Origin of the sequence: Micromonospora sp. WMMC241 (genome assembly GCF_027460165.1) — a bacterium.
GTDB classification, from domain to species: domain Bacteria; phylum Actinomycetota; class Actinomycetes; order Mycobacteriales; family Micromonosporaceae; genus Micromonospora; species Micromonospora humi.
The window spans coordinates 3,100,987-3,125,956 of the sequence record NZ_JAPZBF010000001.1 but is presented as its reverse complement, the minus strand read 5'-3'; the positions used below and the strand labels follow the sequence as shown (position 1 = coordinate 3,125,956).

The following is a 24,970-nucleotide window of genomic DNA, read 5'->3' as shown; positions in this document are numbered from 1 at the left end:
GACTTCCCCTCGTTCGTGGTGCTGGTCCTCAGGTGTAACGGCCGGTCACCGTCCGCCCATTCCCCACCCACGCCGGCCGGGCCGAACGCGGGTCGGGAAGCTCAAGGGTAACCGGCCGCGACAGCCGACCGAATCGGTGGAGTGTTTCGCCCGTCACCGGGGATGTTACCCACCACGCGTGCCGGAGGTGACGATGAGCAGTGACGCGCCGGTCGGGGCCCGACCGCCCGCAGGGAAGACGTTCTTCGGTCACCCGCGGGCGCTGTCCACCCTCTTCCTCACCGAGATGTGGGAGCGGTTCAGCTTCTACGGCATGCGGGCCATCCTGGTGCTGTACCTGACCGCGGCGGTCGCCGACGGCGGCCTCGGCATCGGCGAGTCCACCGCCAACGCCGTCTACGGCACCTACAACGCCATGGTCTACCTGATGGCGCTGCCCGGCGGATGGGTCGCCGACCGGCTGATCGGGGCGCGGCGCAGCGTGCTCTGGGGCGGCGTGGTGATCGCCGCCGGGCACTACGTGATGGCGATCCCCACCGGGTGGAGCGTGTTCGCCGGCATGACGCTGATCGTGCTCGGCACCGGCCTGCTCAAACCCAACATCTCCACCATGGTCGGCGACCTGTACGAGCGGGACTCACCGCGCCGCGACGCCGGGTTCTCCATCTTCTACATGGGCATCAACCTGGGCGCGTTCATCGCCCCGTTGATCACCGGCTTCCTCGGCGAGAAGATCAACTGGCATCTGGGGTTCGGCGCGGCCGCCGTCGGCATGACCTTCGGCGTGCTGCAGTACGTGGCCGGGCGGCGCAACCTCGGCGACGCCGGCGCCCGCCCGGCCGACCCGCTGCTGGGCGCCGACCGCCGCCGCGCCCTGACCCGCGCCGGCATCGCCGTCGGCGTGCTGCTGCTGGCGCTGCTCGTGCTGCTGCTGGCCGGCTGGTTCACCGTCGACACGGTGGTCAACCTGCTCGCCGTGCTCACCGTGCTGGTGACCGTCGGCTACTTCACCAGGATCCTCACCGACCGGGAGATCAGCGACACCGAACGTCTCCGGATGAGGGCCTACGTGTGGTTGTTCGTCTTCGCCGCCGCGTTCTGGCTGATCTACGACCAGGCCGGGTCGGTGCTGAACATCTTCGCCGCCGACCGCACCGACCGGAACGTGGGCGGGTTCACCTTCCCGGCGTCCTGGCTGCAGTCGGTCAACCCGATCCTGATCATCATCGGCGCGCCGCTGGCCGCGTGGCTGTGGCTCAAGCTCGGCCACCGGGTGTCCACGCCGACGAAGTTCGCCGTCGGCCTGGTGCTCAACGGCCTGTCGTTCGTGCTGATGGCCGCCGCGGCGCGCGCCGCCGTCGGCGGCGACCTGGTCTCACCGTGGTGGCTCGTCGCGGTCTACGCGATCCAGGTCGCCGGTGAGCTGTCGCTGAGCCCGGTGGGCCTGTCCGCCACCACGAAGCTCGCCCCGGTGAAGTACGCCAGCCAGATGCTCGGCCTGTGGTTCCTCGCCACCGCCGTCGGCGACGCCATCGGTGGCCAGGTCGCCCGGCTGGCGCAGAGCTGGTCGCAGTCGACCTATTTCCTCACCTTCGGGCTGGCGTCGGTGGTGCTGGGCCTGGCCGCGGTGATGTTCACCCGCCAGATCCGGGGCCTGATGGCCGGCATCCACTGACCGGCGGTCAGCGAGCCGGTGTGGGCGGCAGCGGCAACGGCAGGCCGGGCAGCCCGTCGATGCTGCTCGCCACGTGCTCCTTGCCGGCGAAGTAGGCCGACAGCGACTCGTCGTCCTCCCGGGCGAAACGACGCCCATGCAGGTCACGGTCGGTGTCGTAGCTCATCAGCGGCACCGCGTAGCCGCAGGTGTCGCGGACCAGTTGGGCGCGCACCACGATCACCGCCCGCAACCCGTGCGGCGTCGGGTCGACGTCGAAGTGCCGCAGCAGGTCGGGCCAGCGCGGATCGTCGCGGAACACCGGCTCGCCGTGCCCGTGCACCCGCACGATGTTCGGCGGGCCGCCGAACGCGCACCACATCAGCGTGACCCGGCCGTTCTCCCGCAGGTGGGCGATGGTCTCGGCGTTGCTGCCGGCGAAGTCGAGGTAGGCCACGGTGTGCTCGTCGAGCACCGCCAGGGTGCCCCGCAGGCCCTTGGGGGACAGGTTGACCGTGCCGTCGCCGGCCAGCGGCGCGGTGGCCACGAAGAACATCGGCTGCGCCTCGATGAACTCCCGCAGCCGGCCGTCGATGCGCTCGTACGTCTTTCCCATACCGTCGATCCTCGCCCGACACGCCGACGTCGCGCTGCCCCGTCCCGGTCCGTGGCCGGGCGCCACGCGGTGCTCGGTGGCGTGCTGAGTTCTCCGTCCACGCGCCGGCCTCCGTCCATAGCGGAAAGGATCGCGTGATCGACTCCAGGTCGCCGACGTGGCGGGGTCGGGCGCACCGGGATACGGCCACCTCGGCGAGTTGGTGTCGATCAAGGCCGAGATGCCGCCGCCTCGCCGGCGCCCGCGGTCTTCGAGCCGAAGACGTCGGCGGTGCGGTCAGCCGGCCCGGGAACCGAGCGCGGCCAACGCCCCCGCCAGGTCGCTGACCTGGTCGGCGAGCTGCCCGGCGCGGCGCGTCGCGGCGTCCCGGTCGGCCTCGGCCGTGGCCAGGCGCGCCGCCAGGTCGCTTCCGCGCGCCTGCGCCGCGGCGGCGGCCCGCCGGGCCTCGGCCAGCTCGGCGCGCAGCGCCTCCCGCTCGGCGGCACGGGCCGCCACCTCCACGCGAAGCGCCTCGGCCGCCTCGGCGCGGGCCGCGTCGGCCGCCGCCACGGCGTCGGCGCGGGCGGTCTCGGCCCGGTCCCGTTCCGCGACGGCCTGCCGCGCGGCGGCGGCCTCGGCGGTGGAGCGCTCGGCGGCGGCCTGCGCCGCGCGGCGGTCCTCGGCGGCCTGCGCCCGGGCGGCCTGCGCGTCGGCGCGAGCCGCGTCGGCCTCGGCGCGCAGGCGGTGCGCCCGGTCCAGGGCCTCGGCGGCGGAGCGGGTGGCGCGTTCGGCGTCGGCGCGGGCGGCGTCGCGTTCGACGGTCAGCTCGGTGACCCGATGCCGCTCGGCGTCGCGTTCGGCGCGCACGCCACGCAGCTCGACGCGCGCGGCGTCGCGGTCGCGTTCGGCCTGCACCCGCAACGCCTGCGCGGCGCCCGCCTCGGCGCGGGCGGCGTCGCGTGCGGTCTCGGCGGCGGCGGCCCGCTCGGCGGCCGCGGCGGCCGACGCGTCCGCCCGCTCGGCCCGCTGAGCGGCGGTGTCGCGTTCGGCCAGCGCGGCGCGGGCGTCCTGCCGGTCGCGGGCGGCCGCGGCGGCGGCGTCCTCGGCGTCGCGGCGGGCCTCGTCGCGCTCGGCGTGCGCGGCGGCGACCTGCGCGGCCGTCTCGGCACGCAGCTCGGCGAGCTGCCGCTCCACCCCGGCCGGGGACAGCTCGGCGTGCAGCGCCTCGGTGAGCGTCTCCACCACCTGGTCGAGCCGGTCCACCGCCTCCCAGGTCCGCGCCACCTGCCCGGGCAGGCCGGGGGAGTTGCGGTGGCGCATCCGTGAGTTGCGGGCGGCCCGCTGGCAGGTGCCGTCGTTGTCCCGGCAGTAGCGGAACGGGCGGCCGGCGCCGGCGCGCTGCGGCACCTCGCGGCCACAGTGGGCGCAGGGGCGGGTCTCGGTGGCGGGCTCGGCGTCCATCGGGGGCGAAGTCTAGTGCTCGTCGCGCGCGGCGCCGTCCAGGGTGTAGCGGCGCTGCACCAGCACCGCGAGCACCATCACGGCGGCCGGCAGCAGGCCGAAGCCGTAGCGCAGCGCCGCGAGGGCGTCCGGCGACTGGACCACCGTCTGCCCGGCGCCCGACGCCACGAACCCGCCGGCGGCCAGGCACAACGCGTACGCGTAGGGGCCCAGTGCGGCGCCGGTGGCCTCGGTGGCGGTCCACACCCCGGTGTAGGTGCCGGCCCGCGGCGCGCCGGCGGCGCGGATCACGTCGGGCAGCATCGAGAACGGCAGCAGTTGCATGCCGGCGAACGCCACGCCGAGCACCGCCACGGCGGCGACCAGCACCGGCAGCCCGGCCGGCCGGCCGACCGCCAGCACCAGCGACCCGGCGGCGAACGCGACCTGCGCGCCGAGCAGCGCCCGCTGCTTGCCGACGCGCCGGGCCAGCGCCAGCCACGCCGGGGTGACCAGCAGCGCCGGCGCGACGAACGCGGCGACCAGCACCGTGGTCAACCCGGCACGGCCCAGCTCGTACTCGGCGTAGTAGGGCACCCCGGCCAGGACCAGGTGGGTGGTGGTCGACATGGCCAGGTACGCCCCGGCGAGGCGGCGGAACTGCCTGTCGCGCAGGCTCGCCGCCAGCGCCCGCCACCCGCCCGCGCCGTGCCCGGCCGCCGGGGCGGGCGCCGCGCGGCGCAGCCGGCCGATCCCGGCCACCCCGACCGCCATCGCGGCGAGCATGCCGGCGGCCAGCAGCACCGCCATCCGCAGGTAGCCGGCCCGGGTGGCGTCGTCGCCGCCGGCCAGCAGCGGCGCCAGCAACCCGGAGACCAGGATGCCGAGGGTCAGCACCACCATCCGGAAGGCCATCAGCCGGGTCCGCTCGTGGTAGCCGATCCGCAGGTCGGCCGGCGTCGCCAGGTAGGGCACCTGGTAGGCGGCGAACAGCAGGTTGCCGGCCACGAAGAACACCGCCACCCAGGCCGCCGCGCCCGCGCCGGTCAGGCCGCCGGGCACCGCGAACAGCGCGGCGAACGCCACCGGCAACGCGCAGCCGGCCAGCAGCAGCCGACGCCGGTGGCCCCGGCGGGCCTGCTCGACGTCGCAGCGGTGCCCGATCCACGGGTGCAGCAGCACGTCGGCGACCTTCGGCAGCAGCAGGGTCAGTCCGGCCAGCCACGGCGCGACCGCGAGGACGTCGGTGAGGAAGTAGAGCAGCAGCAGGCCGGGCACGGTGACCCAGACGCCCATGCCCAGCGAGCCGGCGGCGAACCCGACCAGCGGGCCACGCGGTAGGGCGACGGCCTCGCGTCGCGGCGCCACAGCGGTCATCGCCACCCCAATCCAACGGTTGCTGGATTGTAGGGGGAACAATGGCCGGATGACCATGCCCCGCCGGCGGCCGGGCCGGCCCCGCCGCGACGACCAGCGACCCACCCGCGACCTGGTGCTCGCCGCCGCCACCGCGCTCTTCGCCGAGCGGGGCTTCGACGCGGTGAGCGTGCGCGACGTCGCCGCCGCGGCCGGCGTGGACGTGGCGACCGTCGCCCACCACACCGGCGCCAAGGCGCAGCTCTACGACGCCTGTTTCGCCCGGGTGTTCAGTGCCGAACGGCAGGCCTTGGAGGCCGCCGGGGAACGCGCGCGCGCCGCCCTGGCGGCCGGGCCGGCCGACGCGCTGCGCGCCCTGCACGACCTGGTCGACGTGTTCGTCGACTTCCTCGAGGACCGGCCGGAGACGACCGCGCTGTGGCTGCGCCGCTGGTTGGAGCCGCAGCGGCACGCCGAGCTTGACCAGCGCTACGCCGCGCCGCTGTACGTGCAGGTCGAGGGCCTGCTCGCCGCTGCGGCCGACGCCGGGGCGCTCGTCGAGCCGGCGCCGCACGTCACCGTGCGCAGCCTGGTCTGGGCGGTGCACGGGCACGTGGTGGCGCTGGCCGCGCGCACCGGCTCGGCGGCCCGCGAGCGGCGGGAGTTCCGCGCGTTCGTGCACCGGCTGCTCGACGGGCTCTACCCGCCGGCCGGCTCTTGACGCGTGCCACCTCGCCGGGGATTATCCAGCGGTCGTTGGATTAAGGGGGCGGGATGGCAACACCACCGAGGGTCGCGGTCGTTGGCGCGGGCGCGGCCGGACTGGCCACGCTCAAGGCGCTCGCCGACGCCGGCGTACCGGCGGTGGCGTTCGAGACCGCCGGCACGCTCGGCGGCCTCTGGGTCTACGGCGCGCCCGGCTCACCGGCCTACCGGACGCTGCACCTCAACACCAGCAAGGGGCGCACCGAGTTCGCCGACCACCCGATGCCGACCGACTGGCCCGACTACCCCGACCACACCCGCGTCGCCGGCTACCTCGACGACTACGCCGACCGGTTCGCGCTGCGCGATGCGGTACGGCTGCGGCACACCGTCGACCGGGTCACCCGCGCCGGCGACCGCTGGCGGGTGCACGCCACCGGACCCGACGGGCCGGTCCAGGTCGACGTCGAGGCCGTGGTGGTGGCCAACGGACACAACCGGGTGCCGAACCGGTCCGAGCCCTACCCGGGCGAGTGCGCCGCCGAGCAGATGCACAGCCACGACTACCGGGGGCCGGAACAGCTCGCCGGCCGGCGGGTGCTGGTCGTGGGCGGCGGCAACTCGGCCATGGACATCGCCGTCGACGCGTCGCACGCCGCCGACCGGACGCTGCTGTCGCTGCGCCGCGGCGTCTGGGTGGTGCCGAAATACCTGCTCGGGCGTCCCTCGGACACCCTCAACGGGGCACTGGCGCGCCGGTTGCCGTGGCGGCTGCGGCAGCGGATCAGCCAGCGGATGCTCACCGCCACCGTCGGCCCGCCCACCCGCTACGGGCTACCGGCGCCGGCGCACGGCTTCCTCCAGGACCACCCGACGCTCTCCGACGCGCTGCTGTCGCGGCTCACCCACGGCGACATCCAGCCCCGCCCCGGCATCGCCCGCTTCGACGGGCACCGGGTCGAGTTCACCGACGGCCACGCCGACGAGGTCGACCTGGTGATCTGGTGCACCGGCTACCGGGTGCGGGTGCCGTTCCTCGACCCGGGCCTGCTCGGTGACGGCGCCGACCGGCTGCCGCTGTACCGCCACGTGTTCCACCTGGACGCCCCCGGGCTGGCGTTCGTCGGGCTCATGCAGTCCACCGGGGCGGCGTTCCCGCTGCTGGAGGCGCAGGCCCGGCTGGTCGCCGCGCGCCTGGCCGGCGACTGGGCGCCACCGGAGCCGGCCCGGCAGGCCGCCGCCTGCGCCGCCGAGCTGCGCGCCGCCACCGCCCGGTGGGGGCAGCGCCGCCCGCACATGCGGGTCGACTTCGACGCGTACCTGGCCGAGCTGCGCCGGGAGCTGGCCGTCGGCCGGCGGCGCGCCGGAGCGACGCGGTGAGCGCGTTGGCCGGCCGGCGGGTGCTGGTCACCGGCGCGCGCGGCACCTTCGGCCGGCGCCTCGGCGACGCGCTGACCGCCGCCGGCGCACACGTGGTCGGGCTGGACCTGCACGCCGACCCCGACGGCACACCCCCCGTGCTCGGGGTGGACCTGACCGACCCGGCGGCCACGCCGGCGGCCGTGACCGCCGCCGTCGACCGGCTCGGCGGGCTGGACCTGCTGGTCAACAACGCCGGTGTCGGCGGGCCCGCGCCGGCCGAGCTGGCCCCCGACGAGGTGGTGCGCCGGCAACTGGAGGTGAACCTGCTCGCCGCCTGGCGGACCACGGCCGCGGCGCTGCCCGCCCTGGAGGCCGCCCGCGGTCGGGTGATCTTCGTGGCCAGCCGGATGGCAGTGCTGCCGCTGCCGCTGGCCGCCGCGTACGGGGTGAGCAAACGCGCCCTGGTCGCGTACGCCGACGCGCTGCGCCACGAGGTCGGCACGCACGTCGGGGTCAGCGTCGTCTATCCCAGCATGGTCGACTCGCCGATCCACGACAGCACGGTGGCGGCCGGGCTGTCGCTGAGCGGGGTGTCCCGGCCGGAGCCGGTCGACGGGGTGGTGGCGGCGATCCTGCGCACCGCCGCCGCCCGGCGGGCGCCCCGCGACGTCGCCACCACCCGGCGCGGGCGTGTCGAGCTGGCGCTGGCCCGGCACGCGCCGGCGCTGGCCGACCGGCTGGTGCGGCGTACCGTCGCCGGGCGCGTCGCCGCCGGTGACCTGGACCGTGCGGCGCTGGCCGCCGGGATGCTCCGGCGGCACCGCGACGCCCGGCGGTAGCCTGCTCGCCATGCCCGTGTCGCCGTACATCGCCCGGCTGCGCCAGCACGTCGGCCAGGACCTGCTCATGCTCTACGGGATCAGCGCGGTGGTGACCGACGACGCGGGGCGGGTGCTGCTGGCCCGCCGCGGCGACAACGGCCGCTGGTCGGTGCCGGCCGGCACCGTCGACCCGGGTGAGCAACCCGCCGACGCGCTGGTGCGCGAGGTGCGCGAGGAGACCGGGGTCGAGGTGGTCATCGAACGGTTGGCCGGCGTCGCCACCCACCCGGTGGTCTACCCCAACGGCGACGCCTGCGAATACCTCAACGTCTGGTTCCGCTGCCGGGCCGTCGGCGGGGCGCCCACCCCCGACGGCGACGAGTCGCTCGCGGTGGCCTGGTTCGCCCCCGACGCGCTGCCCGACCTGGACGACTGGGCGCGGCTGCGGATCGGCACCGCGCTGGCCGACGGCCCGCCCTGGTACGCGGCGCCGGGCGATCGGCACGCCGCGCTGCGCCGACCCGACAGCCTCTGACCATCCTGGGCGGGCGGGTCCGTCGCCCTCTCATCTCGTCGCGGTGGCCCAGCCGGCTGCCACGGAAGGGCTGTAGTACCGGGTGAAACCGCAGCCCCACGCGATCGGGTCGGCGAGCGGCGCGCCACCCCAGCGGGGCGTGCCGGACACGAGCAACCGGGTGCCGATCCGATAGGCAGGGACATGCTCGGACGTGGCGTCGCCCGTCCCGGCCCCCGCGGCGGGCGGCGACATGTCCACCACGGCGGTGCCCGCCGAGCCACCCCTGAACCAGGTGTGCACCTGGAAGGTCACCGATCGCAGGTCCCGGGGCGGCTGCGTACTGCGCCCGGTTCGCGCCGGTCCGATGGCGGTCACGGTGCCGTCGAAGGCGAAGGCCTGCTCGGCGAGCGTCTTCGGTGAGTAGGGCTTGACGCACTGCGCCGCGCCGAAGGCGAGCGGATCGCCCGGCTCCACCCCGGCCGGCAGATCGGCCGCCGGCGCCGAAGCGCCAGGTGCGAGCGAGGACGTGACCGGCGGCTGTGCCTGCGGCGTCGCGGCCGGCCGGTGGACGCCGTACACGCCCGCCGCGACGATCACCGCGATCACGGACACCGCCACCAGCAGGGTTCGGCGCCTGCGGTGGACCCTGCGTACCGCCGCCGCGGCCACGGCCAGCTCGTCGGGGGCGTCGGCGGCGTCGGCGGCGAACAGCTCACGCAGCTCGCGCTCGGTCGACTGGTTCATCGGGTCTCCCTCTGGGCGTCGATGGCCGCGGGCACGCGCAGGCTCGCCAGGGCACGCGAGGCGGTGGCCCGCACCGAGCTCTCGCTGACCCCCATGGCCGCGGCGATCGCCGCGTCGTCCAGGTCGGCGTAGTAGCGCAGGACGAGCACCGTGCGCGCGCGGGGGGCGAGCCTGCTCAACAGCACCCGCATCTGGTCCCGGGCGGCGACTGCGTCGGCCGGGTCGGCCACCGTGGCGCCGGTCTCCTGGCTCAGGTCGGCGGGCCGCTCCGTCGTCCAGCGCCGACGGCGCCAGCTCAGATGCGCGTTAACCAGCATGCGGCGTACGTAGGCTTCGGGGTCCGCCGCCGCGCGCACCCGCTTCCAGTGCCGGTACGCGTCGGCCAGCACGGTCTGGGCAAGATCCTCCGCCAGCTGCCGGTCGCCGCTCAGCACGAACGCCAGGCGTACCAGCGACCGGCCGTACCCCGCCACGAAACTCTCGAACGACACGCCCGCTCCCGTCAGTGCTCCTCACCAGAAAGACGCATCGGCTACCGCCCCGCGCTGCACGCCCGCCCCTGTTAGCTCACAGTCGAACGTTTGTCAGCCCGCTGCCGACTGTTGTCGGCAATCGAACCGAGTCGATTGCGATGTGTTCCCGTGTCATAACCTGACGATCGGCAGCCATCCATACCTGCCGCTGCGGCACCTTCGCCGCGCCGACAAATCGGGGGAAACATGCAGGTCAATCATCGCTCAAGGTGGCTGTTCGCCACCGCGACGGCCATCGCGCTGACAGTGGCCATCCTGCCGGGGGCCGCCCACGCGTCCACCACGCACGCGTCCGCCGCGACGTTCGTCGACCCGGACGAGCAGTACGCCGCCTTCCTGGCGGAGAAGAAGGCGGACGGCAGCTGGGCGGGCTCCGCCGACCCGGGCGCCAAGGCCAAGGCCCCGGCCACCGACCTCGCCGCCTACCCCAAGCTCACCGACCAGCAGCTCGCCGCGATGAGGGCATCGGCGACCGCCGCCGCGCCGGTCGGCGCGGCGGAGCCGGTGACCGTGCAGAGCGTGCAGGTCACGCCGACCGGCATCAGCGTGACCACCTACGACCCGGCGCCGGGGTTCACCCCGGAGAAGTTGGCGGACAAGCTCCGGGCACAGGGCAAGACGTCCGTGCGCGTCGTCCGGCCGGAGCCGACCGACGGCATCTCGGCGATGGCGGCCAGCGACTGCGCGTACGGCTCGGCCAGGAGCTGGAGCTGCCCGGTGTCGTACTGGCGCAACCAGGGGTGGGAGGACCCGTACGTGCGGTTCAACGACCACTCCGGCTCGTCGTGGCCGGTGTCCTCGGTGGTGCCCAAGTGGAACACGGTGAAGAACATCGACAGTGAATACCGCTGGAACAGCTGCCCGACGGTGTCCGGTTCCCGGTGCGTCGACGTCTTCTCCGGCAACTACGGCGCCGGCTGGACCGGGCTGACCACGCTGTTCTACGCGTCGGGTTCGCCCGGCGCGTTCTCCAACACCGGCGCGAAGGTCCAGCTCAACGACTACTACGACTCGGCTGCGATCGGCGGCACCCGCAACAACACCACCACCCACGAGTTGGGCCACGCCCTGGGGCTCGGCCACAACACCTACAGCAACGACGTCATGTACTACGCGGTCAACAAGCGTGAGGACCTCGGCGGCGAGAACCCGGTGCTGCTGGCCAGCATCTACTCGGTGACCCGCTGACCTTCGCCCCACACCGGAGCCGGCCCGCCGCGTCGCGGGTCGGCTCCGCGCCTGTGCCCCTCCCGGACGGGTCGACGGTGACCGGGCGGCGGCGTCACCGGCTGGTGTCGCGCACGGTCAGCCGGGGCTCCAGCAGGGTCACCTCCGGCACCGACTCGTCGCGCAGCCGCCGCATCAGCAGCGTCACCGCCTGCCGGCCCACCTCCTCGGCGGGCACCGGCACGCAGGTCAGCCCGGACGGTTCGGCCAGCTCGTCGGGGCAGACCGCGACCACGGAGACGTCCTGCGGCACCCGGCGACCCAGCGTCGGCAGCGTGGACAGCACCGGCTCGACCGCCGACTCGTTCTGCACCACCAGGCCGGTGACATCGGGATGCTCGGCGAGCAGTGCCGCCAGGTCCCGGCGTACCGCCGCCGGGTTCTCCTCGCAGGGGCGGGTCACCGCGTCGACGCCGAGCCGGTCGGCCGCGGCCAGCACGCCGGAGCGGGTGCGGTGGGCGAAGCCGGTGCCCCGGTCGTAGACGGCGGCCGGGGCACCGAGCAGCGCGATCCGTTGGTGCCCGGCGCCGGCCAGGTGCTCCACGCACAGCTCCCCGGCGCGCCGGAAGTCGAGGTCCACGCAGGCCAGACCCGTGCTGTCGGCCGGGTGCCCGATCAACACACCGGGCAGCGACAGCTCCCGCAGCAGCGGCACCCGGGAGTCCTCGAGTTCCACGTCCATCAGCAGCACCCCGTCGACCAACGCGCTGCCGGCGATGCGGTGCAGCCCGGCCGGCCCCTCGTCGGCGGTGACCAGCAGCACGTCGTGGTCGAAGCGGCGGGCGGTGGTGACCACCGCGGTGGCGAAGCGCATCACCACCGGCACCTGCATGCCGGTTCGCAGCGGCAGCACCAGCGCGATCACGTTGGCCTTGCGGCTGGCCAGGGCGCGCGCGCCGGCGTTCGGGTGGTAGCCCAGGGCGCGCACGCTGGCCAGCACCCGGCTGCGGGTGGTGGCGGAGATGGCGCGCTTGCCGCTGAGCACGTACGACACGGTGCTGGCCGCCACCCCGGCGTGGCGGGCCACGTCCGCGATGGTGACCTGCTCGCCGGCGGCCCGGCCGCTCACCGGCCGGCCCCGGAGCGCCGCGCCGCGGGCGTGCTCACCCCGTCGGCGCCGGTCACGGTGACGGCGCCGACCAGCCGGATGTCGCGGGCGGAGCGGCCGACCAGCACCGAGTGGGTGGCGTCCTCCACCACCGGGGCGGCGCGGGTCTCGTCCCACCAGGCCAGTTCCGCGGTACGCAGCCGCAGGGTGACCCGGGCCGCGCAGCCGGGTTCGAGGGTGACCCGGGCGAAGTCGCGCAACTGGCGCAGCGGCTGCTTGACCCGGGAGCGGCGCTGCCGGGTGTAGAGCTGCACCACCTCGGTGCCCGGGCGGCGGCCGGTGTTGGTGACCTCGACGCTCACCTCCACCTCCTCGCCGGCGTGCGCCGCGGCGGTGCTCAACCGGAGGTCAGCGTAGTCGAACTCGGCGTAGCTGAGCCCGTGGCCGAACGGGTACAGCGGCTCGCCCCGATGGTAGAGGTAGGTGGCGTCGGCGCCGATGACGTCGTAGTCGAGCAGGTCGGGCAGCTCCGCGGTGTCGGCGTACCAGGTCTGGGTGAGCCGGCCGCCCGGGTCCTCCGCGCCCAGCAGCACGTCGGCCAGCGCGTTGCCGTGCTCCTGCCCGCCGTGGGCGCTCCACAGCACCGCCGGCAGGTGCTCCCGGGCCCAGCGCACCGCGTACGGGTAGCTGCTGGTCAGCGCCAGCACGGTGCGCGGGTTCGCGGCGTGCACGGCGCGCAGCAGGTCGAGCTGGCCGGCGGGCAGCGCCAGGTCGACGCGGTCCTCGGTCTCGCGGCCGTTGACCATCGGGTGGTTGCCGAGCACCACCACGGCCACGTCGGCGGCGGCGGCCAGCGCGGCGGCCTCGGCCGCGCCGTCGACGCGCAGCCGCACGGTGAACGCGGCGGGGGCGCCGGCGGCGACGCTGAGGCGGCCGCCGCCGTCGACGCCGACGTGCCGGCCGGTGGCGAGGTGGTGCAGCAGCGCCGTGCCGTCGGGGCGGTGGTGCAGGCGGAACGTCTCGCGGACCACCCAGCCGCCCGGACCCGGACGGTCGGCGACGAGCGCGCCGGAGTCGTCGGCGCCGACGTAGCGGCCGGTGTGGACCGTGCGCAGCGCCAGCACACCGTCGCCCCAGTCGACCACGTCGAACTCGGCCGGCGTCGCGTCGGCGAGCGTCAGCGGTCCGTCGTCGGCGCAGCTCACCGCGCGACCGTCGACGTGCAGCGTGATCCGGTCCGCGCCGGCGTGGGTGGTGACCTCGCGTACCCGCCCGAGCAACCCGTCGTACGCGCTGACCGCGTACGGCAGCGTGCCGCTGTACCAGTCGGTGAGCACGGTGTCGGCGAGCGGGCCGAGTACGGCGACCCGCAGGTCGGCCGCGAGCGGCAGCAGCCCGTCGTTGCCCAGCAGCACGATCGACTGGCGGGCGGCCTCGCGGGCGAGTTCCCGGTGGGCGGGGCAGTTCACCACGTCGGCCGGCACGTCGGCGTACGGGTCGTGGCCGGGCGGGTCCAGGTCGCCCAGGCGCAGCCGCACCGACAGGATCCGCCGCACCGCCCGGTCCACGTCGGACTCGGCGATCAGGCCACGGGCCAGTGCCTCGGTGAGCCGTTCGACGGTGGGGCCCGGATCCTCGTCGTCCTCGGTGAAGCTGTCCACCCCGGCGCGCAGCGCGGCGGCGAACCCGGCGACGTGGTCGGGCAGGTGCCGCTGCACGCCGGCGATGTTGCCGACCGCGCCCGCGTCGCCGACCACCATGACCTCGTCGTCGGCCCAGCCGCGCAGTTCGCCGTCGATCAGCGGGCTCAGGTGTGCCGGCACGCCGTCGACCAGGTTGTACGACGCCATCACGGCGACCGCCGCGCCGGCGGCCAGCGGTGCGCGGAAGGCCGGCAGCTCGTACTCGTGCAGCACCCGCGGCGGCAGGTTGCTGGAGGTGACCGCCCGGTCGGTCTCGTTGTTGTAGCCGAGGAAGTGCTTGAGCGTCGGCGCGGTCCGAAGCCGGGTGGGGTGCTCGCCGCGCAGCCCGGACGCGTACGCGGTGCCGAGCCGACCGGTGAGCCAGGGGTCCTCGGACCAGCCTTCCTCGTTGCGGCCCCACCGGGGGTCGCGCAGCGGGTTGACCACCGGCGCCCACACGTTGAGCCCGACGCGCCGCGGGTCGGCCCGGTGCTTGGCCCGTACCTCGTCGCTGACGGCGGCGCCGACCGCCCGGATGAGCTGCGGGTTCCAGCTGGCCGCGAGGCCGAGCGCCTGCGGGAAGACGGTGGCCTCGCCGAGCCAGGCGACGCCGTGCAGCGCCTCGGTGCCGGTGCGGAACGCCGGCAGGCCGAGTCGGGGGACCGGCGCCTGCCACTGGTGCAGCAGGCCGAGCTTCTCCGCCACGGTGAGGCGGGCCAGCAGGTCGTCGGGGCGGTGGGGGGTGTGGTCGGTCATGGCGGGCGCCTCCGGTGGGCGTGCGCCCGCCCGCCGGTGCGTCGAAGCGCTTCGACGACCAGCCGGTGGACGGCGGCGCGCACGCGTGCAGAAAAGGGGGTGGTCGGCCGGCGGCGGTCGGCCCGGAGCACTGGTGAAGCGCTTCGACAATCGCCGGAAAACAGGCCGCCCACGGGTTGCCCGGCCCGGTGGCGGCGCTACCGAGGTTGGCACCCGGGGGCGGTGCGGTCAAGGGTCAGGCGGCGGGCAGTTGCCCGGCCTCCACCGTGGCCAGTGCGGCGGTGGCGCCGCCCAACGCGCTGGCCACCGCGCCCAACGCGCTGGCCTCCAGCCGGACCGTGGCCGGCGGCCCCGACGTGCGGGCGGCGACCTCGGCGCGGGCGGCCGGCAGCAGCCACGGCGCGAGCGCCGCCAGGTGACCGCCGACCACCACCACCTCCGGGTCGAGCAGGTCGACCAGGACGGAGATCGCGTACCCGAGCCGCCGGCCGACCTCGGCGAGCCCGTCGCGCACCGGGGCGTCCCCGGCGCGGGCGAGGGCCTGGATCCGTTCGATCTCCGGCAGGTAGTCGGTGACCGGGCCGTGCGAGGCGGCGTCCGGCAGGAGGCGACGCACCACGGCGTCCACCCCGGCCACCGCCGCGAGACAGCCGTGCCGGCCGCAGTGGCAGGCCGGCGCCTCGGTCCCGGTCGGCAGCGGACCCGCCGACACCGGCAGGTGGCCGATCGCGCCGGCGAAGCCGCGGCCGCCGCGCAGCAACCGGCCGCCGCTGACCAGGCCGGCGCCGACGGCCAGCCCGCCGGTCAGGTGCACCAGGTCGGCCGTGCCGGCGTACGGGCCGTGGCGCAGCTCGGCCGAGACGGCGAGGTTGGCGTCGGTGTCGACGCCGACGGGGAAGCCCGGGTCGCGCAACGCGCGGCGCAGGGCGGCGGCGAGCGGCACGCCGCGCCAGCCCAGCGCGGGCGCGGCCGGCACGGCGCCGTCGGCGTCGACCAGCCCGGGCACGCCCACGGTGAGGCCGAGCACCGTGCGGCCCGCGCCGGTGACCCGGGTGACCGCGCGGCGGGTGAGCGTGGCGAGCGCGCGTACCGTCTCCTCGGGCCCGGCGGTCGCGGCGGCGAACGCGCGTCGCCAGGTGAGCAGCGGCTCGCCGGCGAGGTCGGCGGCGACCACGACCAGCTCGTCGGCGCCGATCTGCAGGCCGAGCCCGACGTGGCGGGAACCGTCCAGGACCAGCATGGTGGCCGGCCGGCCGACCCGGTTCTCGGTCAGCCCGGTCTCGCGCAGCAGACCGTGATCGATCAGCTCGCCGACGAGGCTGGAGACGGTGGCCTTGTTGAGCCCGGTGCGCGCGGCGACGTCGGCGCGCGAGCAGGGGGCGTGCAACCGGACGTGCCGCAGCACGACGGCCCGGTTGGCCACCCGCACGTCGCCCAGGTCGGCCGTCTGGAACGACCGGTCGATGCTGATCACGTGGTGCCCGCCTCCTGCGCCGCGACCGTCGGGTTCGGCTACAGCTTAAACTAAATCGGCCACGTCCCCGGCCGGTGGCCTCAGCCGCCGAACCAGGGCTCGAACGGGGCCACCGGCGCCGGCTGGCCGTCGAGCACCACCCGTCGTGGCGGGTCGTCGCCGACCACGCTGACCCGGCGGACGTCCAGCGGCCCGTCCACCCGTACCCGCAGCGTGTCGCCGTCGCGGGCGGCGGTGACAGTGGTGTCGCCGTCGGGGTCGCGGATCACCGTCACCCCGTCGGTCCCGCCCCAGGCGACGAGCGTGACGTCGCGGAACGGGCCGTCGGCGACGGTCGGCGCGGGCGCCACCACCGGCACCAGTGCGCCGCGTCGCACGTACAGCGGCAGCCGGTCGATCGGCGCGTGCACCCGCAGGTGCCGGCCGCCGGCGTGTCGCTGCCCGGTGGCCGCGTCCAGCCAGTCGTCGCCGGCGGGCAGGTAGACGGCGCGGCGCCCGGACTCGTCGAGCACCGGCGCCACCAGCAGGTCGGCGCCGAGACGGTACTGCAGGTCGGTGGCCCAGGCGGTCGGGTCGTCGGGCGTGTCGAGCAGCAGCGCCCGCATCATCGGGCTGCCGGTGCGCGCCGCGTCCACGGCGGCCGACCAGAGGTACGGCAGCAGGCGGTAGCGCAGCCGTAGCGCGGCCACCGCGTGGCGTTCCGCCTCCGGCGGGAAGTCCCACGGCAGCCGGCTGGTGGTGCCGTGCAGCCGCACCAGCGGTGACAGCGCGCCGAACTGGGTCCAGCGCACGTACAGGTCGGGCTCGGGCGTGCCGTGGAAGCCGCCGGTGTCGTGGCTCCAGAACGGCACCCCGGACAACCCGTGCGACAGCCCGCCGCGCAGCGTGCTCGCCATGCCCGGCCAGGTGGCGTTGACGTCGCCGCTCCACTGCGCGCTGTGCCGCTGCCCGCCCAGGTAGGACGAGCGCGCCCACACCGTGCGGTGCCCGGCCACCTCCTCGGTGACGTCGGCGACCACGTCGTTGAACAGCAGCGCGTAGACGTTGTGCAGCTCGACGCCGGTCATGCCGTTGTGCGCCACCGCGTCGGCGGGCACCGCCTCGGCGAAGTCGGTCTTGAACACCGCGACGCCCTGGGCCAGCAGCGGGCGCAGCAGGCCCTGGAACCAGCGCACCGCCGCCGGGTTGGTGAGGTCCACGATGGCGCAGACCGGATAGCTGCCGTGCCAGGTGTCCGCGACGTACGTCCCGCCGTCGGGGTGGCGCAGGAAGTAGCCGGCGGCCTCCGCCTCGGCGTAGAGCGGGCTGTCGGTCATCAGGTAGGGGTTCATCCACAGGCACACCCGGAAGCCCTGCTCGGTGAGGTCCTTGAGCATCCCGGCCGGATCCGGGAACGCCTGCTCGTCCCAGCGCAGCTCGGACCAGCGTCCGGCGACCTGCCAGTAGCAGTCCAGGTGCAGCACGTCGCAGGGGACGTCCCGTTCGCGGATCAGCCGGGCCCGCTCGCGCACCCGCTGCTCGCTGTCCGGGAAGAACCCGGAGGAGATCCACGCGCCGAACGCCCACCGCGGCGGCAGGTACGGCCGGCCGGTCAGCGCGTCCAGCCGGTCCAGGACCTGCGCCGGGGTCGGGCCGGCCAGCACGTAGTAGTCGAGCAGGTCGTCCGGGACCAGCAGCTGCACGCTGCTGTGGGTGCTGGCGCAGACGTCGAACTGCACCGGCAGGCCGCTGTCGACGAGCACGCCGTAGCCGCGGTCGGACAGGTAGAACGGCATGTTCTTGTGCGACCGGTCGGACTCGCCGCCGAACGCGTCGAAGTTCCACATCAGCGGGCGCTGGCCGCGCTTGTCCAGCGGGGTGAACTTCTCGCCGAAGCCGACGAACCGCTCGTCGCCGGGCGCGACGAAGCTCTCGTGCCAGGCGACCGGCTCGCCGTCCACGGTGGAGCGGCCCAGCGGCAACGTGCGTCGCCGGCCGCTGATGTCGCGGGTGCCGCCGTCGGTGGCCACCAGCAGCCGGCCGTCGGAGTCGAGGAACCGCAGCCCCCACGGGTCGAGGCGGATCTCGGCGACCACCCCGCCGGCGTCCACCCGGGCGTACGCGTCGTCGACGGTGACCTCGGCCGGGTGCGGCGTGGGTCGGGTCAGGGTGGTGGCGGGCGCGGAGCGGCTGCGCACCGACAGGTCGTCGGTGAGGCGTACCCGCAGGATCCCGTCCCCGGCGGCCTCGACCCGGGCGACGAGCGTGCGACCGGAGCCACAGGTGGCGGTGAGCGTGACCCCGTGCGGGTCGGTCCCGGCCACCTCGGCCCGCAGCACGTCGTCGGCGCCCTCCTCACCGGGGGAGCGGACCGGCAGGTCGGGCGGGTCGGCCACGAACGTCTCGTACGGGACCAACGGCGGGCGGTACGGCATGGGCGTCTCCTTGCGGCGACCCGGGCGGCGGCACCGCCAGTTTCTTTGGAACCACAACTAACTGTCAATGATCGGGCGCATTGACTTTCCGCCTCACCTGTTCTTATTTTGGCCGGGATGACAACTAAAGCGCTGTGGTACGGCGGGGACTGGAACCCGGAGCAGTGGCCTCCCGAGGTGTGGCACGAGGACGTCGCCCTGATGCGCGCGGCCGGTGTCAACCTGGTCACCGTCGGCGTCTTCGCCTGGTCCCGGCTGGAACCAGCCCCCGGCCGCTACACGTTCGACTGGCTCGACCGGGTGCTGGACCTGCTGCACGCCGGCGGCGTACGGGCCGCGCTGGCCACCCCCACCGCCTCGCCGCCGCCCTGGTTCACCCACGCCCACCCGGACGCGATGCCGGTCACCGCCGACGGCACCCGCCTGCACCACGGCAGCCGGGACACCTACTGCGCCGCCGCGCCCGCCTACCGCACGGCGGCCCGCCGCATCGCCGAGACGCTGGCCACCCGCTACGCCCACCACCCGGCGCTGGCGCTGTGGCACGTGCACAACGAGTACGGCACCACCTGCCACTGCCCGCACGCCGAGGTGGCGTTCCGCCGCTGGCTGAAAAACCGGCACGGTGACCTGGACTCGCTCAACGACGCCTGGACGACCAGCTTCTGGGGTCAGCACTACGCCGACTGGGCGCACGTCGGCGCGCCGCGCGCCACCCAGTACCTGGGCAACCCCGGCCAGCTGCTCGACTTCCGTCGCTTCTGGTCGGACGAGCTGCTGTCGGCGTACACCGAGCAGCGCGACGTGCTGCGGACGGCGAACCCGGCGGTGCCGGTCACCACCAACTACGTGCTCGGCGACTGGGTGCCCGTCGACCACGCCCGGTGGGCGCGCGAGGTGGACCTGGTGGCGATCGACCACTACCCCGACCGGGTCGACGGCGGCGCCGAGGAGCAGACCGCGCTCGCCGCCGACCTCGCCCGCGGCTGGGCCCGCCACGGCGCCGGCCGGCCCGCGCCGTGGCTGCTGATGGAGAGCGCCCCCGACCAGATCCACACCGCCGGGCGGATGCACACCAAGGAGCCGGGACGGATGACCCGGCACAGCCTCGCGCACGTCGCCCGCGGCTCCGCCGGGGTGATGTTCTTCCAGTGGCGCGCCCCGGCCGGCGGCGCGGAACGCTTCCACTCCGCCGTGGTGTCGCACGCCGGCCCGGACACCCGGGTGTTCCGCGAGGCCACCGACCTCGGCACCGCACTCTCGCGGCTCGGCGGGACCGAGGCGGGCCGGGTCGAGGCGCGGGTGGCCATCGCGTACGACGCGGCCAGCGGCTGGGCGCTGCGCCACCCCGGGATGCCCCGCGCCGGCCTCGACCACCCGGGCGAGGTGGCCGCGGCGCACCGGGCGCTGTGGCACGCCGGCGTCACCACCGACCTGGTGATGCCCGGCGACCCGCTCGACGGGCACCGGCTGCTCGTGCTGCCCGCGCTCTACCTGGCCGCCGACGCCACCGTCGAGTGGGTGCGCCGGCACGTCCACGCCGGCGGGCACCTGCTGGTCACCTGGCTCAGCGGGGTCGCCGACGAGCACGCCCGGGTCCGCCTCGGCGGCCACCCGGGCGCATACCGCGACCTGCTCGGGGTGCGGGTGGAGGATTTCCACCCGCTCGCCGACGACGAACGGGTGCCGCTGACCAGCGGCGGGTACGGCCGGATCTGGTCCGAGACGGTGCACCTGGCCGGCGCGGAACAGGTCACCGCCTACATCGGCGGGGTGCTCGACGGCCGGCCCGCCGTCACCCGGCACCGGGTCGGCGACGCCCGCGCCTGGTACGTCTCCACCCGGCCCGACGAGGACAGCTACCGCCGGCTGCTCACCGACGCGGCCCGGCTCGCCGGCGTCGTCCCGACCTGCCCGGCGGCGCCCCCCGGCGTCGAGGCGGTACGCCGGCGCGACGGCGACCGGAGCTGGCTGTTCCTGCTCAACCACACCGACCGGCCGCAGCGGGTGCCGGCCGCCGGGCACGATCTGCTCACCGGCGAGCCGGTCGACGACCGGGTCACCGTGCCGCCCGGCGGGGTGGCGGTGCTGTGCGAACCGCCGCGCTGAGGCGCGTACCCGATCACGGGGTGGCGACGGCGGCGCGGGAGCGGTCCGCGGCGATGCGCACCGCGAGCCCGGCCAGCACGGTGCCCATCACGTAGCGCTGGAGCCGGGCCCAGCCCGGCCGGCGGGTGAGGAACGCCGACACCGCGCCGGCGCTGAGCACGATCATCGCGTTGACGGTCAGCGCGATGCCGATCTGGGTCAGCCCGAGCAGCAGGCTCTGCACCGCCACGTGCCCGCGCGCCGGGTCGACGAACTGCGGCAGCAGAGACACGTAGAGGATCGCGATCTTCGGGTTGAGCAGGTTGGTCACCAGCCCCATGGTGAACAGCCGCCGGGGCCGGTCCGGCGGCAGCGGCGCCGGCGTGAACGCCGACCGGCCGCCCGGGCGCAGCGTGCGCCAGGCCAACCAGAGCAGGTAGGCCGCGCCGGCCAGTTTCACCGCCGTGTAGAGCGGCGGGACCAGCACGAAGACGGTGGCGATGCCGGCCACCGCGGCGGCCAGGTAGACCAGGAAGCCGACCGCCACCCCGAGCAGCGACACCAGACCGGCGCGGCGCCCCTGGGTGACCGAACGGGACACCAGGTAGACCATGTTCGGCCCGGGCGTGAGCACCAGACCGAGCGCCACCAGGGCGATGCCCACCACCGCACCGAGCGTGACCATGCCGCCTCCCACCGTCGACCCTGCCCGGACCCTACGCCGCCGGGACCGCCCACGGGTGCGGGGTCGCGGCCCGGGCGCGTGACGCGCGACACTGTCGGAATGCCCGTCGTGCTGTCCGCCGCCGCCACTCCCGCCGCCCCCGGCCTGACGCTGCGGCCGTGGTGCGACGGTGACGCCGACGACCTGCTGGAGATCTACCAGGATCCGGTGCTGCGCGCCTGGACCCGCTACCCGGTGACCACCCGGGGCGAGGCGCGGGCGTTCGTGCGCCGCAGCCGGCAGGGCTGGGCGGCCGACCGCCGGTTCAGCTTCGCCGTGCTGGAGCAGGCGCCGGCGGGGGAGCGGCTGGTGGCCTGCGTCGTGCTCAAGGAGGTTCGCCCGGGCCACCCGGCCGCCGAGGTCGGCTACTGGACCGCCGCGCCGGCGCGGGGGCGGGGCGTCGCGCCCCGGGCCGTCGACGCGGTCACCGGCTGGGCGTTCGCCCGCTTCGCCGCCGCCGGGCTGAACCGCATGGAACTGTTCCACCAGATCGACAACCCGGCCTCCTGCCGGGTGGCGGAGAAGAGCGGGTACGCGTTCGCCGAGGTGATGCCGGCCCGCCCGCCGTTCCCCCGCGACGGCCACCGACACGTACGCCTGCGGCACTGAGCGGTCACGGCGCGCCGAGCAGGCGCAGCAGCAGCCGCGGTTCGCCCGGCCACGCGTCCAGCAGCACCTGGCGGGGCACCTGCCGCCCGGCGTAGCGCAACGCGAGCGCGACCACGACGATGTCGTCCAGCGGGCCGATCACCGGCAGGAACTCCGGGATCAGGTCGATCGGGCTGGCCAGCCAGACGCCCGCGACCACGATCGCGATCCGGGCCCGGCGCGGCACCCGGGGATCGCGGCGCAGCCGGCGCACCGTGGTCAGACAATCGGGCACGAAGGCGGCCAGATCGCGCAGGATCCCCGGCGGCAGTCGCCGGGCCAGCAGCACCAGCAGCGCCCAACTCCCCACCAGGCAGACCACCGCCGCCCCGAGGCCGACCAGCCAGTCCCGCACGCCACTCCCTTTCTCACGGGCGCCCGGGAACACCCCGTCGCCGCCCGGCGCTGACCATAGGCGAAAACCGGCGGATACGGTGGACTCCGGAGGTGACGGGGATGACGTACGGCTGGGAGGCCGCGGTCGAGGCGCAGATCCGCTCCGCCCAGGAGCGCGGCGAGTTCGACAACCTGCCGGGCGCCGGCAAACCGATCCCGGGCCGCAACGAGCCCTACGACGAGGGCTGGTGGATTCGCGGCTTCATGGAACGGGAGCAGATCCCGTCCGACCTGATGCTGCCCACCCCGCTGCAGTTGCGCCGCCGCATCGAGCAGCTTCCCGGCGAGCTGCGTGACCTGCCCACCGAGGAAGCCGTCCGGTCGTACGTGGCGGTGCTCAACGCCGAGGTGGTGGCCTGGCTGCGCACCCCGACCGGACCCCGCGTGGTGGTCCGCCCGGTCGACGTCGAGCAGGCGGTGCTGCGGTGGCGCGCCGACCGCGGTCGGGCCGCGACGAGCCCGCCGGCGCCGATGTCACCGCCGCCGGCCGAGCGGCCCGCGCGATCCCGGCGCCGGTGGCGCTGGTGGCGTCGCTGAGCCCGACGGCAGGTCGACCGGGTTATTCTCGATTCCATGGACCCGACCGGCTCCGTCCGAGGTGCGAGTGCACCACACACGGCCCGTCCGAGGCGCCGTGTGGTCGTGGCGGACGATCTCCGCGAGCTGCGCGGTCCCACCACCGGTGTCGTCGAGCTGCCCCACCGGCTGTTCTGGCAGTCCGACCGGCATGTCGACCTCGATCGCCCGGGGCTGTTGCCCTGGATGTACGAGACGGTGCTGACCGAAGCCGTCCGCACCGATGAGCTGCGCACGTGGCTGCACGGACCGACGTTGATCCGACTCTGGTCGACGCTGTATCTGCCTCGCGGCGTCCGCCGCGCCTGGGAGCAGCGCCACCAGATGCTCCGCGTCCAAGACATCGCGGCCTGATGCCGCTGATCCCCGACCCGTTTCAGCACGATGTCGCCCGGATCGCACTCACCGCGGCCGCCGACCACGGCTTCGCCCTCGCCGGCGGGCAGGCGCTCGTCGTCCACGGCGTCGTCAATCGTCCGACCGAGGACGTCGACCTGTTCACCGACATCGACGGTGGGGTAACTGCGGGCGCCGAGCTGGTCCGCGAGGCACTCCACGACGCTGGCTACCAGGTCGAGAGCGTCGCAGATCCCACCGAGTTGGATGAGGTTTTCTACGGGTTCGACCAGGACATGGTCGAGTTCGAGGTTCGCCACGACGCCGAGGCGGTCCGGGTGCAGCTCGTCCGCTTCGCCCGGACCAACACTCCCGTCGTGCTCGACATCGGACCTGTCCTGCACCTCGACGATCTCATCGGCACCAAGGTGGCTGCCATGATCACTCGGGCTCAGCCTCGTGACTACATCGACGTCGCGGCAGTCCTCGACCGCTACGACCGATCCGACCTGATCGCGCTCGGCCAGCGCGCCGACCCCGATCTCACCGAAGACGAGGCCCACGACGCCCTCCGACGGCTCGACCGCCTTCCCGACGCCGTCTTCACCCTCTACCGCCTCGCACCCTCGGAGATCGATCGGCTGCGCAAGGCCTTCGCGGACTGGCCGCGAACGTGACGACGGTCTTGGCGCACCTGCGCGGCTCGGCGTGCCGGTGACGTCGTACCTCGGTCCTATCCTCGGGGCGTGACGATTCACCGGATGGACAACGTCGGCATCGTGGTCGACGACCTCGACGCCGCGGTGGCCTTCTTCACCGCGCTCGGCATGGAGCTGGAAGGCCGGATGCCGATCGAGGGTGACTGGGCGGGCCGCGTCGTCGGGCTGTCCGACATGCGCAGCGAGATCGCGATGATGCGGATCCCGGACGCGCCGGGCCGGCTCGAACTCGCGACCTACCACGCCCCGACGTCGATCATCCCCGAGCCGGCGGTCACCCCGGCCAACACGCTGGGCCTGCACCGGGTCATGTTCGCCGTCGACGACATCGAGGCCACGCTCGCCCGCCTGCGTCCGCTCGGCGGCGAACTCGTCGGCGAGGTGACGCGCTTCGAGGACAGCTTCCTGCTCTGCTACCTGCGCGGCCCGAGCGGGATCATCCTCGCCCTGGCCGAGCAGCTGAACTGAGACGTAGGCCCACCGCGGGGGCCGGGCCGCGCCTGCGTACCCTCGGGCCATGACTCGACGGGGGTGGGGCCTGGTCGTCGTCGCCGCGAGTGTGCTGGCGTTGGTGTCGCTGGCCTCGAACGTGACGACTGCGGGCCAACTCGAAGGCCGGGCGGACACCCTGTTGGCCAGCCGGTTGACACTGAGTCAGTTGGTCAACGCCGGAACGGCCTGGGCCGGGTTGGCAGTGCTGTCCGGGTGGCTCGTCCGGCGCCCCGCGCCGGCCGCCGCCGCGGGAGTCGTCGCCCTGCTCACCGCCTGCGTCGTGCACTACGGCGTGGGGGCGGCGTTCGGGATGTTCGACCGGGGCGACTGGGCGGCCAACCTGTTCTGGCTGGCGGCGGCCGTGGTCGTCGGCGGCCCGCTCGGCCTGGTGGGCGCGATCGCCCACCGGGCGGATCCGTGGGGGCTGGCCGCCCGCCTCGTCGTCCCGCTCGGCGCGATGCTCGAACCGTTCGTCGTCGGTCGGTTCACCACCCCCGCGATCCTGCCCTGGCCGAACCGGGTCGCCGACGTCGTCAGTGGGCTGGTGCTGATGGTGGCCGGAGTGGTGGGCTGCGCGCGGATCCTCGTCGCCGGCAGGCGGCGGACAGCAATGCCTGGGCAAAGGCCGACCGCCGACGTCTGAGCACCGTCGTCCCAGGTCAG

At 75.0% G+C, this 24,970-nt stretch carries 24 protein-coding genes; 13 read left to right on the top strand and 11 right to left on the bottom strand.

Annotated elements, in window-relative coordinates:
* Positions 1 to 193: 193 nt before the first annotated feature.
* Positions 194 to 1,675: a peptide MFS transporter gene (locus O7598_RS14575; protein WP_269691887.1), complete on the top strand. Its 1,482-nt coding sequence runs from the start codon at positions 194 to 196 to the stop codon at positions 1,673 to 1,675.
* A gap of 7 nt (positions 1,676 to 1,682) precedes the next feature.
* Here the strand turns inward: O7598_RS14575 and O7598_RS14570 are convergent, their stop codons facing one another.
* From O7598_RS14570 to O7598_RS14560, 3 genes are all read right to left on the bottom strand, one after another.
* Positions 1,683 to 2,270: a pyridoxamine 5'-phosphate oxidase family protein gene (locus tag O7598_RS14570; protein ID WP_269691886.1), complete on the bottom strand. Its 588-nt coding sequence runs from the start codon at positions 2,268 to 2,270 to the stop codon at positions 1,683 to 1,685.
* Between the two features lie 276 nt (positions 2,271 to 2,546).
* The gene (locus O7598_RS14565) at positions 2,547 to 3,710 is read right to left on the bottom strand and encodes a hypothetical protein (RefSeq protein ID WP_269691885.1); all 1,164 of its coding nucleotides are present in this window, start codon (positions 3,708 to 3,710) and stop codon (positions 2,547 to 2,549) included.
* 12 nt (positions 3,711 to 3,722) lie between these two features.
* Positions 3,723 to 5,066, bottom strand: coding sequence for an MFS transporter (locus tag O7598_RS14560; RefSeq protein WP_269691884.1), 1,344 nt, complete (start codon positions 5,064 to 5,066; stop codon positions 3,723 to 3,725).
* A gap of 49 nt (positions 5,067 to 5,115) precedes the next feature.
* Here O7598_RS14560 and O7598_RS14555 point away from each other — a divergent pair, with 49 nt between their 5' ends.
* From O7598_RS14555 to O7598_RS14540, 4 genes are read left to right on the top strand one after another with little or no spacing between them, the layout of a single operon-like run.
* Positions 5,116 to 5,766, top strand: a complete 651-nt coding sequence (locus tag O7598_RS14555; RefSeq protein WP_269691883.1) for a TetR family transcriptional regulator — start codon at positions 5,116 to 5,118, stop codon at positions 5,764 to 5,766.
* A 53-nt stretch (positions 5,767 to 5,819) separates the two neighbouring features.
* Positions 5,820 to 7,130: a flavin-containing monooxygenase gene (locus O7598_RS14550; protein ID WP_269691882.1), complete on the top strand. Its 1,311-nt coding sequence runs from the start codon at positions 5,820 to 5,822 to the stop codon at positions 7,128 to 7,130.
* Positions 7,127 to 7,951: an SDR family NAD(P)-dependent oxidoreductase gene (locus tag O7598_RS14545; protein WP_269691881.1), complete on the top strand. Its 825-nt coding sequence runs from the start codon at positions 7,127 to 7,129 to the stop codon at positions 7,949 to 7,951. Before O7598_RS14550 ends, O7598_RS14545 begins: the two co-directional genes overlap by 4 nt.
* A gap of 10 nt (positions 7,952 to 7,961) precedes the next feature.
* The gene (locus O7598_RS14540) at positions 7,962 to 8,468 is read left to right on the top strand and encodes an NUDIX hydrolase (protein WP_269691880.1); all 507 of its coding nucleotides are present in this window, start codon (positions 7,962 to 7,964) and stop codon (positions 8,466 to 8,468) included.
* Between the two features lie 30 nt (positions 8,469 to 8,498).
* Here O7598_RS14540 and O7598_RS14535 read toward each other — a convergent pair whose 3' ends face one another.
* Both O7598_RS14535 and O7598_RS14530 read right to left on the bottom strand, forming a co-directional pair.
* Entirely contained in the window at positions 8,499 to 9,194 is a 696-nt protein-coding gene (locus O7598_RS14535; protein WP_269691879.1) for a hypothetical protein, read from the bottom strand.
* Positions 9,191 to 9,685: a sigma-70 family RNA polymerase sigma factor gene (locus O7598_RS14530; protein ID WP_269691878.1), complete on the bottom strand. Its 495-nt coding sequence runs from the start codon at positions 9,683 to 9,685 to the stop codon at positions 9,191 to 9,193. Before O7598_RS14530 ends, O7598_RS14535 begins: the two co-directional genes overlap by 4 nt.
* A 228-nt stretch (positions 9,686 to 9,913) precedes the next feature.
* Between O7598_RS14530 and O7598_RS14525 the strand changes: the two genes are divergently transcribed.
* Positions 9,914 to 10,915 (top strand): matrixin family metalloprotease, encoded by a 1,002-nt coding sequence (locus tag O7598_RS14525; RefSeq protein ID WP_332367371.1) that lies wholly within the window; start codon positions 9,914 to 9,916, stop codon positions 10,913 to 10,915.
* A gap of 94 nt (positions 10,916 to 11,009) precedes the next feature.
* Here the strand turns inward: O7598_RS14525 and O7598_RS14520 are convergent, their stop codons facing one another.
* The 4 genes from O7598_RS14520 to O7598_RS14505 all read right to left on the bottom strand — a co-directional run bounded on the left by O7598_RS14520 (position 11,010) and on the right by O7598_RS14505 (position 18,328).
* A complete protein-coding gene (locus tag O7598_RS14520) occupies positions 11,010 to 12,023 on the bottom strand; it encodes a LacI family DNA-binding transcriptional regulator (protein WP_269691877.1) in 1,014 nt (337 codons plus the stop codon).
* Positions 12,020 to 14,440 (bottom strand): glycoside hydrolase family 3 C-terminal domain-containing protein, encoded by a 2,421-nt coding sequence (locus O7598_RS14515; protein WP_269691876.1) that lies wholly within the window; start codon positions 14,438 to 14,440, stop codon positions 12,020 to 12,022. Before O7598_RS14515 ends, O7598_RS14520 begins: the two co-directional genes overlap by 4 nt.
* Positions 14,441 to 14,675: 235 nt before the next feature.
* Positions 14,676 to 15,914, bottom strand: a complete 1,239-nt coding sequence (locus O7598_RS14510) for an ROK family transcriptional regulator (protein WP_269691875.1) — start codon at positions 15,912 to 15,914, stop codon at positions 14,676 to 14,678.
* Positions 15,915 to 15,994: 80 nt separating this feature from the next.
* Positions 15,995 to 18,328 carry a TIM-barrel domain-containing protein gene (locus O7598_RS14505; RefSeq protein ID WP_269691874.1) on the bottom strand — a complete coding sequence of 778 codons (2,334 nt, stop codon included), beginning with the start codon at positions 18,326 to 18,328 and terminating at the stop codon, positions 15,995 to 15,997.
* Between the two features lie 117 nt (positions 18,329 to 18,445).
* Between O7598_RS14505 and O7598_RS14500 the strand changes: the two genes are divergently transcribed.
* Positions 18,446 to 20,437: a beta-galactosidase gene (locus O7598_RS14500; protein WP_269691873.1), complete on the top strand. Its 1,992-nt coding sequence runs from the start codon at positions 18,446 to 18,448 to the stop codon at positions 20,435 to 20,437.
* A gap of 13 nt (positions 20,438 to 20,450) precedes the next feature.
* Here O7598_RS14500 and O7598_RS14495 read toward each other — a convergent pair whose 3' ends face one another.
* Positions 20,451 to 21,101 carry a LysE family translocator gene (locus tag O7598_RS14495; protein WP_269691872.1) on the bottom strand — a complete coding sequence of 217 codons (651 nt, stop codon included), beginning with the start codon at positions 21,099 to 21,101 and terminating at the stop codon, positions 20,451 to 20,453.
* A gap of 99 nt (positions 21,102 to 21,200) precedes the next feature.
* On the opposite strand from O7598_RS14495, the gene O7598_RS14490 reads away from it, so the two are divergent.
* Positions 21,201 to 21,749 (top strand): GNAT family N-acetyltransferase, encoded by a 549-nt coding sequence (locus O7598_RS14490; protein ID WP_269691871.1) that lies wholly within the window; start codon positions 21,201 to 21,203, stop codon positions 21,747 to 21,749.
* Between the two features lie 4 nt (positions 21,750 to 21,753).
* Here the strand turns inward: O7598_RS14490 and O7598_RS14485 are convergent, their stop codons facing one another.
* Positions 21,754 to 22,143 carry a YkvA family protein gene (locus O7598_RS14485; RefSeq protein ID WP_269691870.1) on the bottom strand — a complete coding sequence of 130 codons (390 nt, stop codon included), beginning with the start codon at positions 22,141 to 22,143 and terminating at the stop codon, positions 21,754 to 21,756.
* Between the two features lie 101 nt (positions 22,144 to 22,244).
* Here O7598_RS14485 and O7598_RS14480 point away from each other — a divergent pair, with 101 nt between their 5' ends.
* From O7598_RS14480 to O7598_RS14460, 5 genes are all read left to right on the top strand, one after another.
* Positions 22,245 to 22,721 carry a J-domain-containing protein gene (locus tag O7598_RS14480; protein WP_269691869.1) on the top strand — a complete coding sequence of 159 codons (477 nt, stop codon included), beginning with the start codon at positions 22,245 to 22,247 and terminating at the stop codon, positions 22,719 to 22,721.
* A gap of 36 nt (positions 22,722 to 22,757) precedes the next feature.
* The gene (locus O7598_RS14475) at positions 22,758 to 23,114 is read left to right on the top strand and encodes a hypothetical protein (protein WP_269691868.1); all 357 of its coding nucleotides are present in this window, start codon (positions 22,758 to 22,760) and stop codon (positions 23,112 to 23,114) included.
* Positions 23,114 to 23,773, top strand: coding sequence for a nucleotidyl transferase AbiEii/AbiGii toxin family protein (locus tag O7598_RS14470; RefSeq protein ID WP_269691867.1), 660 nt, complete (start codon positions 23,114 to 23,116; stop codon positions 23,771 to 23,773). The genes O7598_RS14475 and O7598_RS14470 overlap by 1 nt, the downstream gene beginning before the upstream one ends.
* A 69-nt stretch (positions 23,774 to 23,842) precedes the next feature.
* Positions 23,843 to 24,283, top strand: a complete 441-nt coding sequence (locus O7598_RS14465) for a VOC family protein (protein ID WP_269691866.1) — start codon at positions 23,843 to 23,845, stop codon at positions 24,281 to 24,283.
* 49 nt (positions 24,284 to 24,332) lie between these two features.
* A complete protein-coding gene (locus O7598_RS14460; RefSeq protein WP_269691865.1) occupies positions 24,333 to 24,950 on the top strand; it encodes a hypothetical protein in 618 nt (205 codons plus the stop codon).
* The last annotated feature ends 20 nt before the right edge of the window (positions 24,951 to 24,970 follow it).

Excerpts from the sequence above, each read along its gene's own strand:
- O7598_RS14570 (WP_269691886.1), bottom strand. The coding sequence starts at position 2,270 with ATGGGAAAGACGTACGAGCGCATCGACGGCCGGCTGCGGGAGTTCATC.
- O7598_RS14535 (WP_269691879.1), bottom strand. The coding sequence starts at position 9,194 with ATGAACCAGTCGACCGAGCGCGAGCTGCGTGAGCTGTTCGCCGCCGAC.
- O7598_RS14515 (WP_269691876.1), bottom strand. The coding sequence starts at position 14,440 with ATGACCGACCACACCCCCCACCGCCCCGACGACCTGCTGGCCCGCCTC.
- O7598_RS14495 (WP_269691872.1), bottom strand. The coding sequence starts at position 21,101 with ATGGTCACGCTCGGTGCGGTGGTGGGCATCGCCCTGGTGGCGCTCGGT.
- O7598_RS14560 (WP_269691884.1), bottom strand. The coding sequence starts at position 5,066 with ATGACCGCTGTGGCGCCGCGACGCGAGGCCGTCGCCCTACCGCGTGGC.
- O7598_RS14475 (WP_269691868.1), top strand. The coding sequence starts at position 22,758 with ATGGACCCGACCGGCTCCGTCCGAGGTGCGAGTGCACCACACACGGCC.
- O7598_RS14540 (WP_269691880.1), top strand. The coding sequence starts at position 7,962 with ATGCCCGTGTCGCCGTACATCGCCCGGCTGCGCCAGCACGTCGGCCAG.
- O7598_RS14525 (WP_332367371.1), top strand. The coding sequence starts at position 9,914 with ATGCAGGTCAATCATCGCTCAAGGTGGCTGTTCGCCACCGCGACGGCC.
- O7598_RS14565 (WP_269691885.1), bottom strand. The coding sequence starts at position 3,710 with ATGGACGCCGAGCCCGCCACCGAGACCCGCCCCTGCGCCCACTGTGGC.
- O7598_RS14490 (WP_269691871.1), top strand. The coding sequence starts at position 21,201 with ATGCCCGTCGTGCTGTCCGCCGCCGCCACTCCCGCCGCCCCCGGCCTG.
- O7598_RS14470 (WP_269691867.1), top strand. The coding sequence starts at position 23,114 with ATGCCGCTGATCCCCGACCCGTTTCAGCACGATGTCGCCCGGATCGCA.
- O7598_RS14505 (WP_269691874.1), bottom strand. The coding sequence starts at position 18,328 with ATGCCGTACCGCCCGCCGTTGGTCCCGTACGAGACGTTCGTGGCCGAC.
- O7598_RS14550 (WP_269691882.1), top strand. The coding sequence starts at position 5,820 with ATGGCAACACCACCGAGGGTCGCGGTCGTTGGCGCGGGCGCGGCCGGA.
- O7598_RS14555 (WP_269691883.1), top strand. The coding sequence starts at position 5,116 with ATGACCATGCCCCGCCGGCGGCCGGGCCGGCCCCGCCGCGACGACCAG.
- O7598_RS14500 (WP_269691873.1), top strand. The coding sequence starts at position 18,446 with ATGACAACTAAAGCGCTGTGGTACGGCGGGGACTGGAACCCGGAGCAG.
- O7598_RS14480 (WP_269691869.1), top strand. The coding sequence starts at position 22,245 with ATGACGTACGGCTGGGAGGCCGCGGTCGAGGCGCAGATCCGCTCCGCC.
- O7598_RS14575 (WP_269691887.1), top strand. The coding sequence starts at position 194 with ATGAGCAGTGACGCGCCGGTCGGGGCCCGACCGCCCGCAGGGAAGACG.
- O7598_RS14460 (WP_269691865.1), top strand. The coding sequence starts at position 24,333 with ATGACTCGACGGGGGTGGGGCCTGGTCGTCGTCGCCGCGAGTGTGCTG.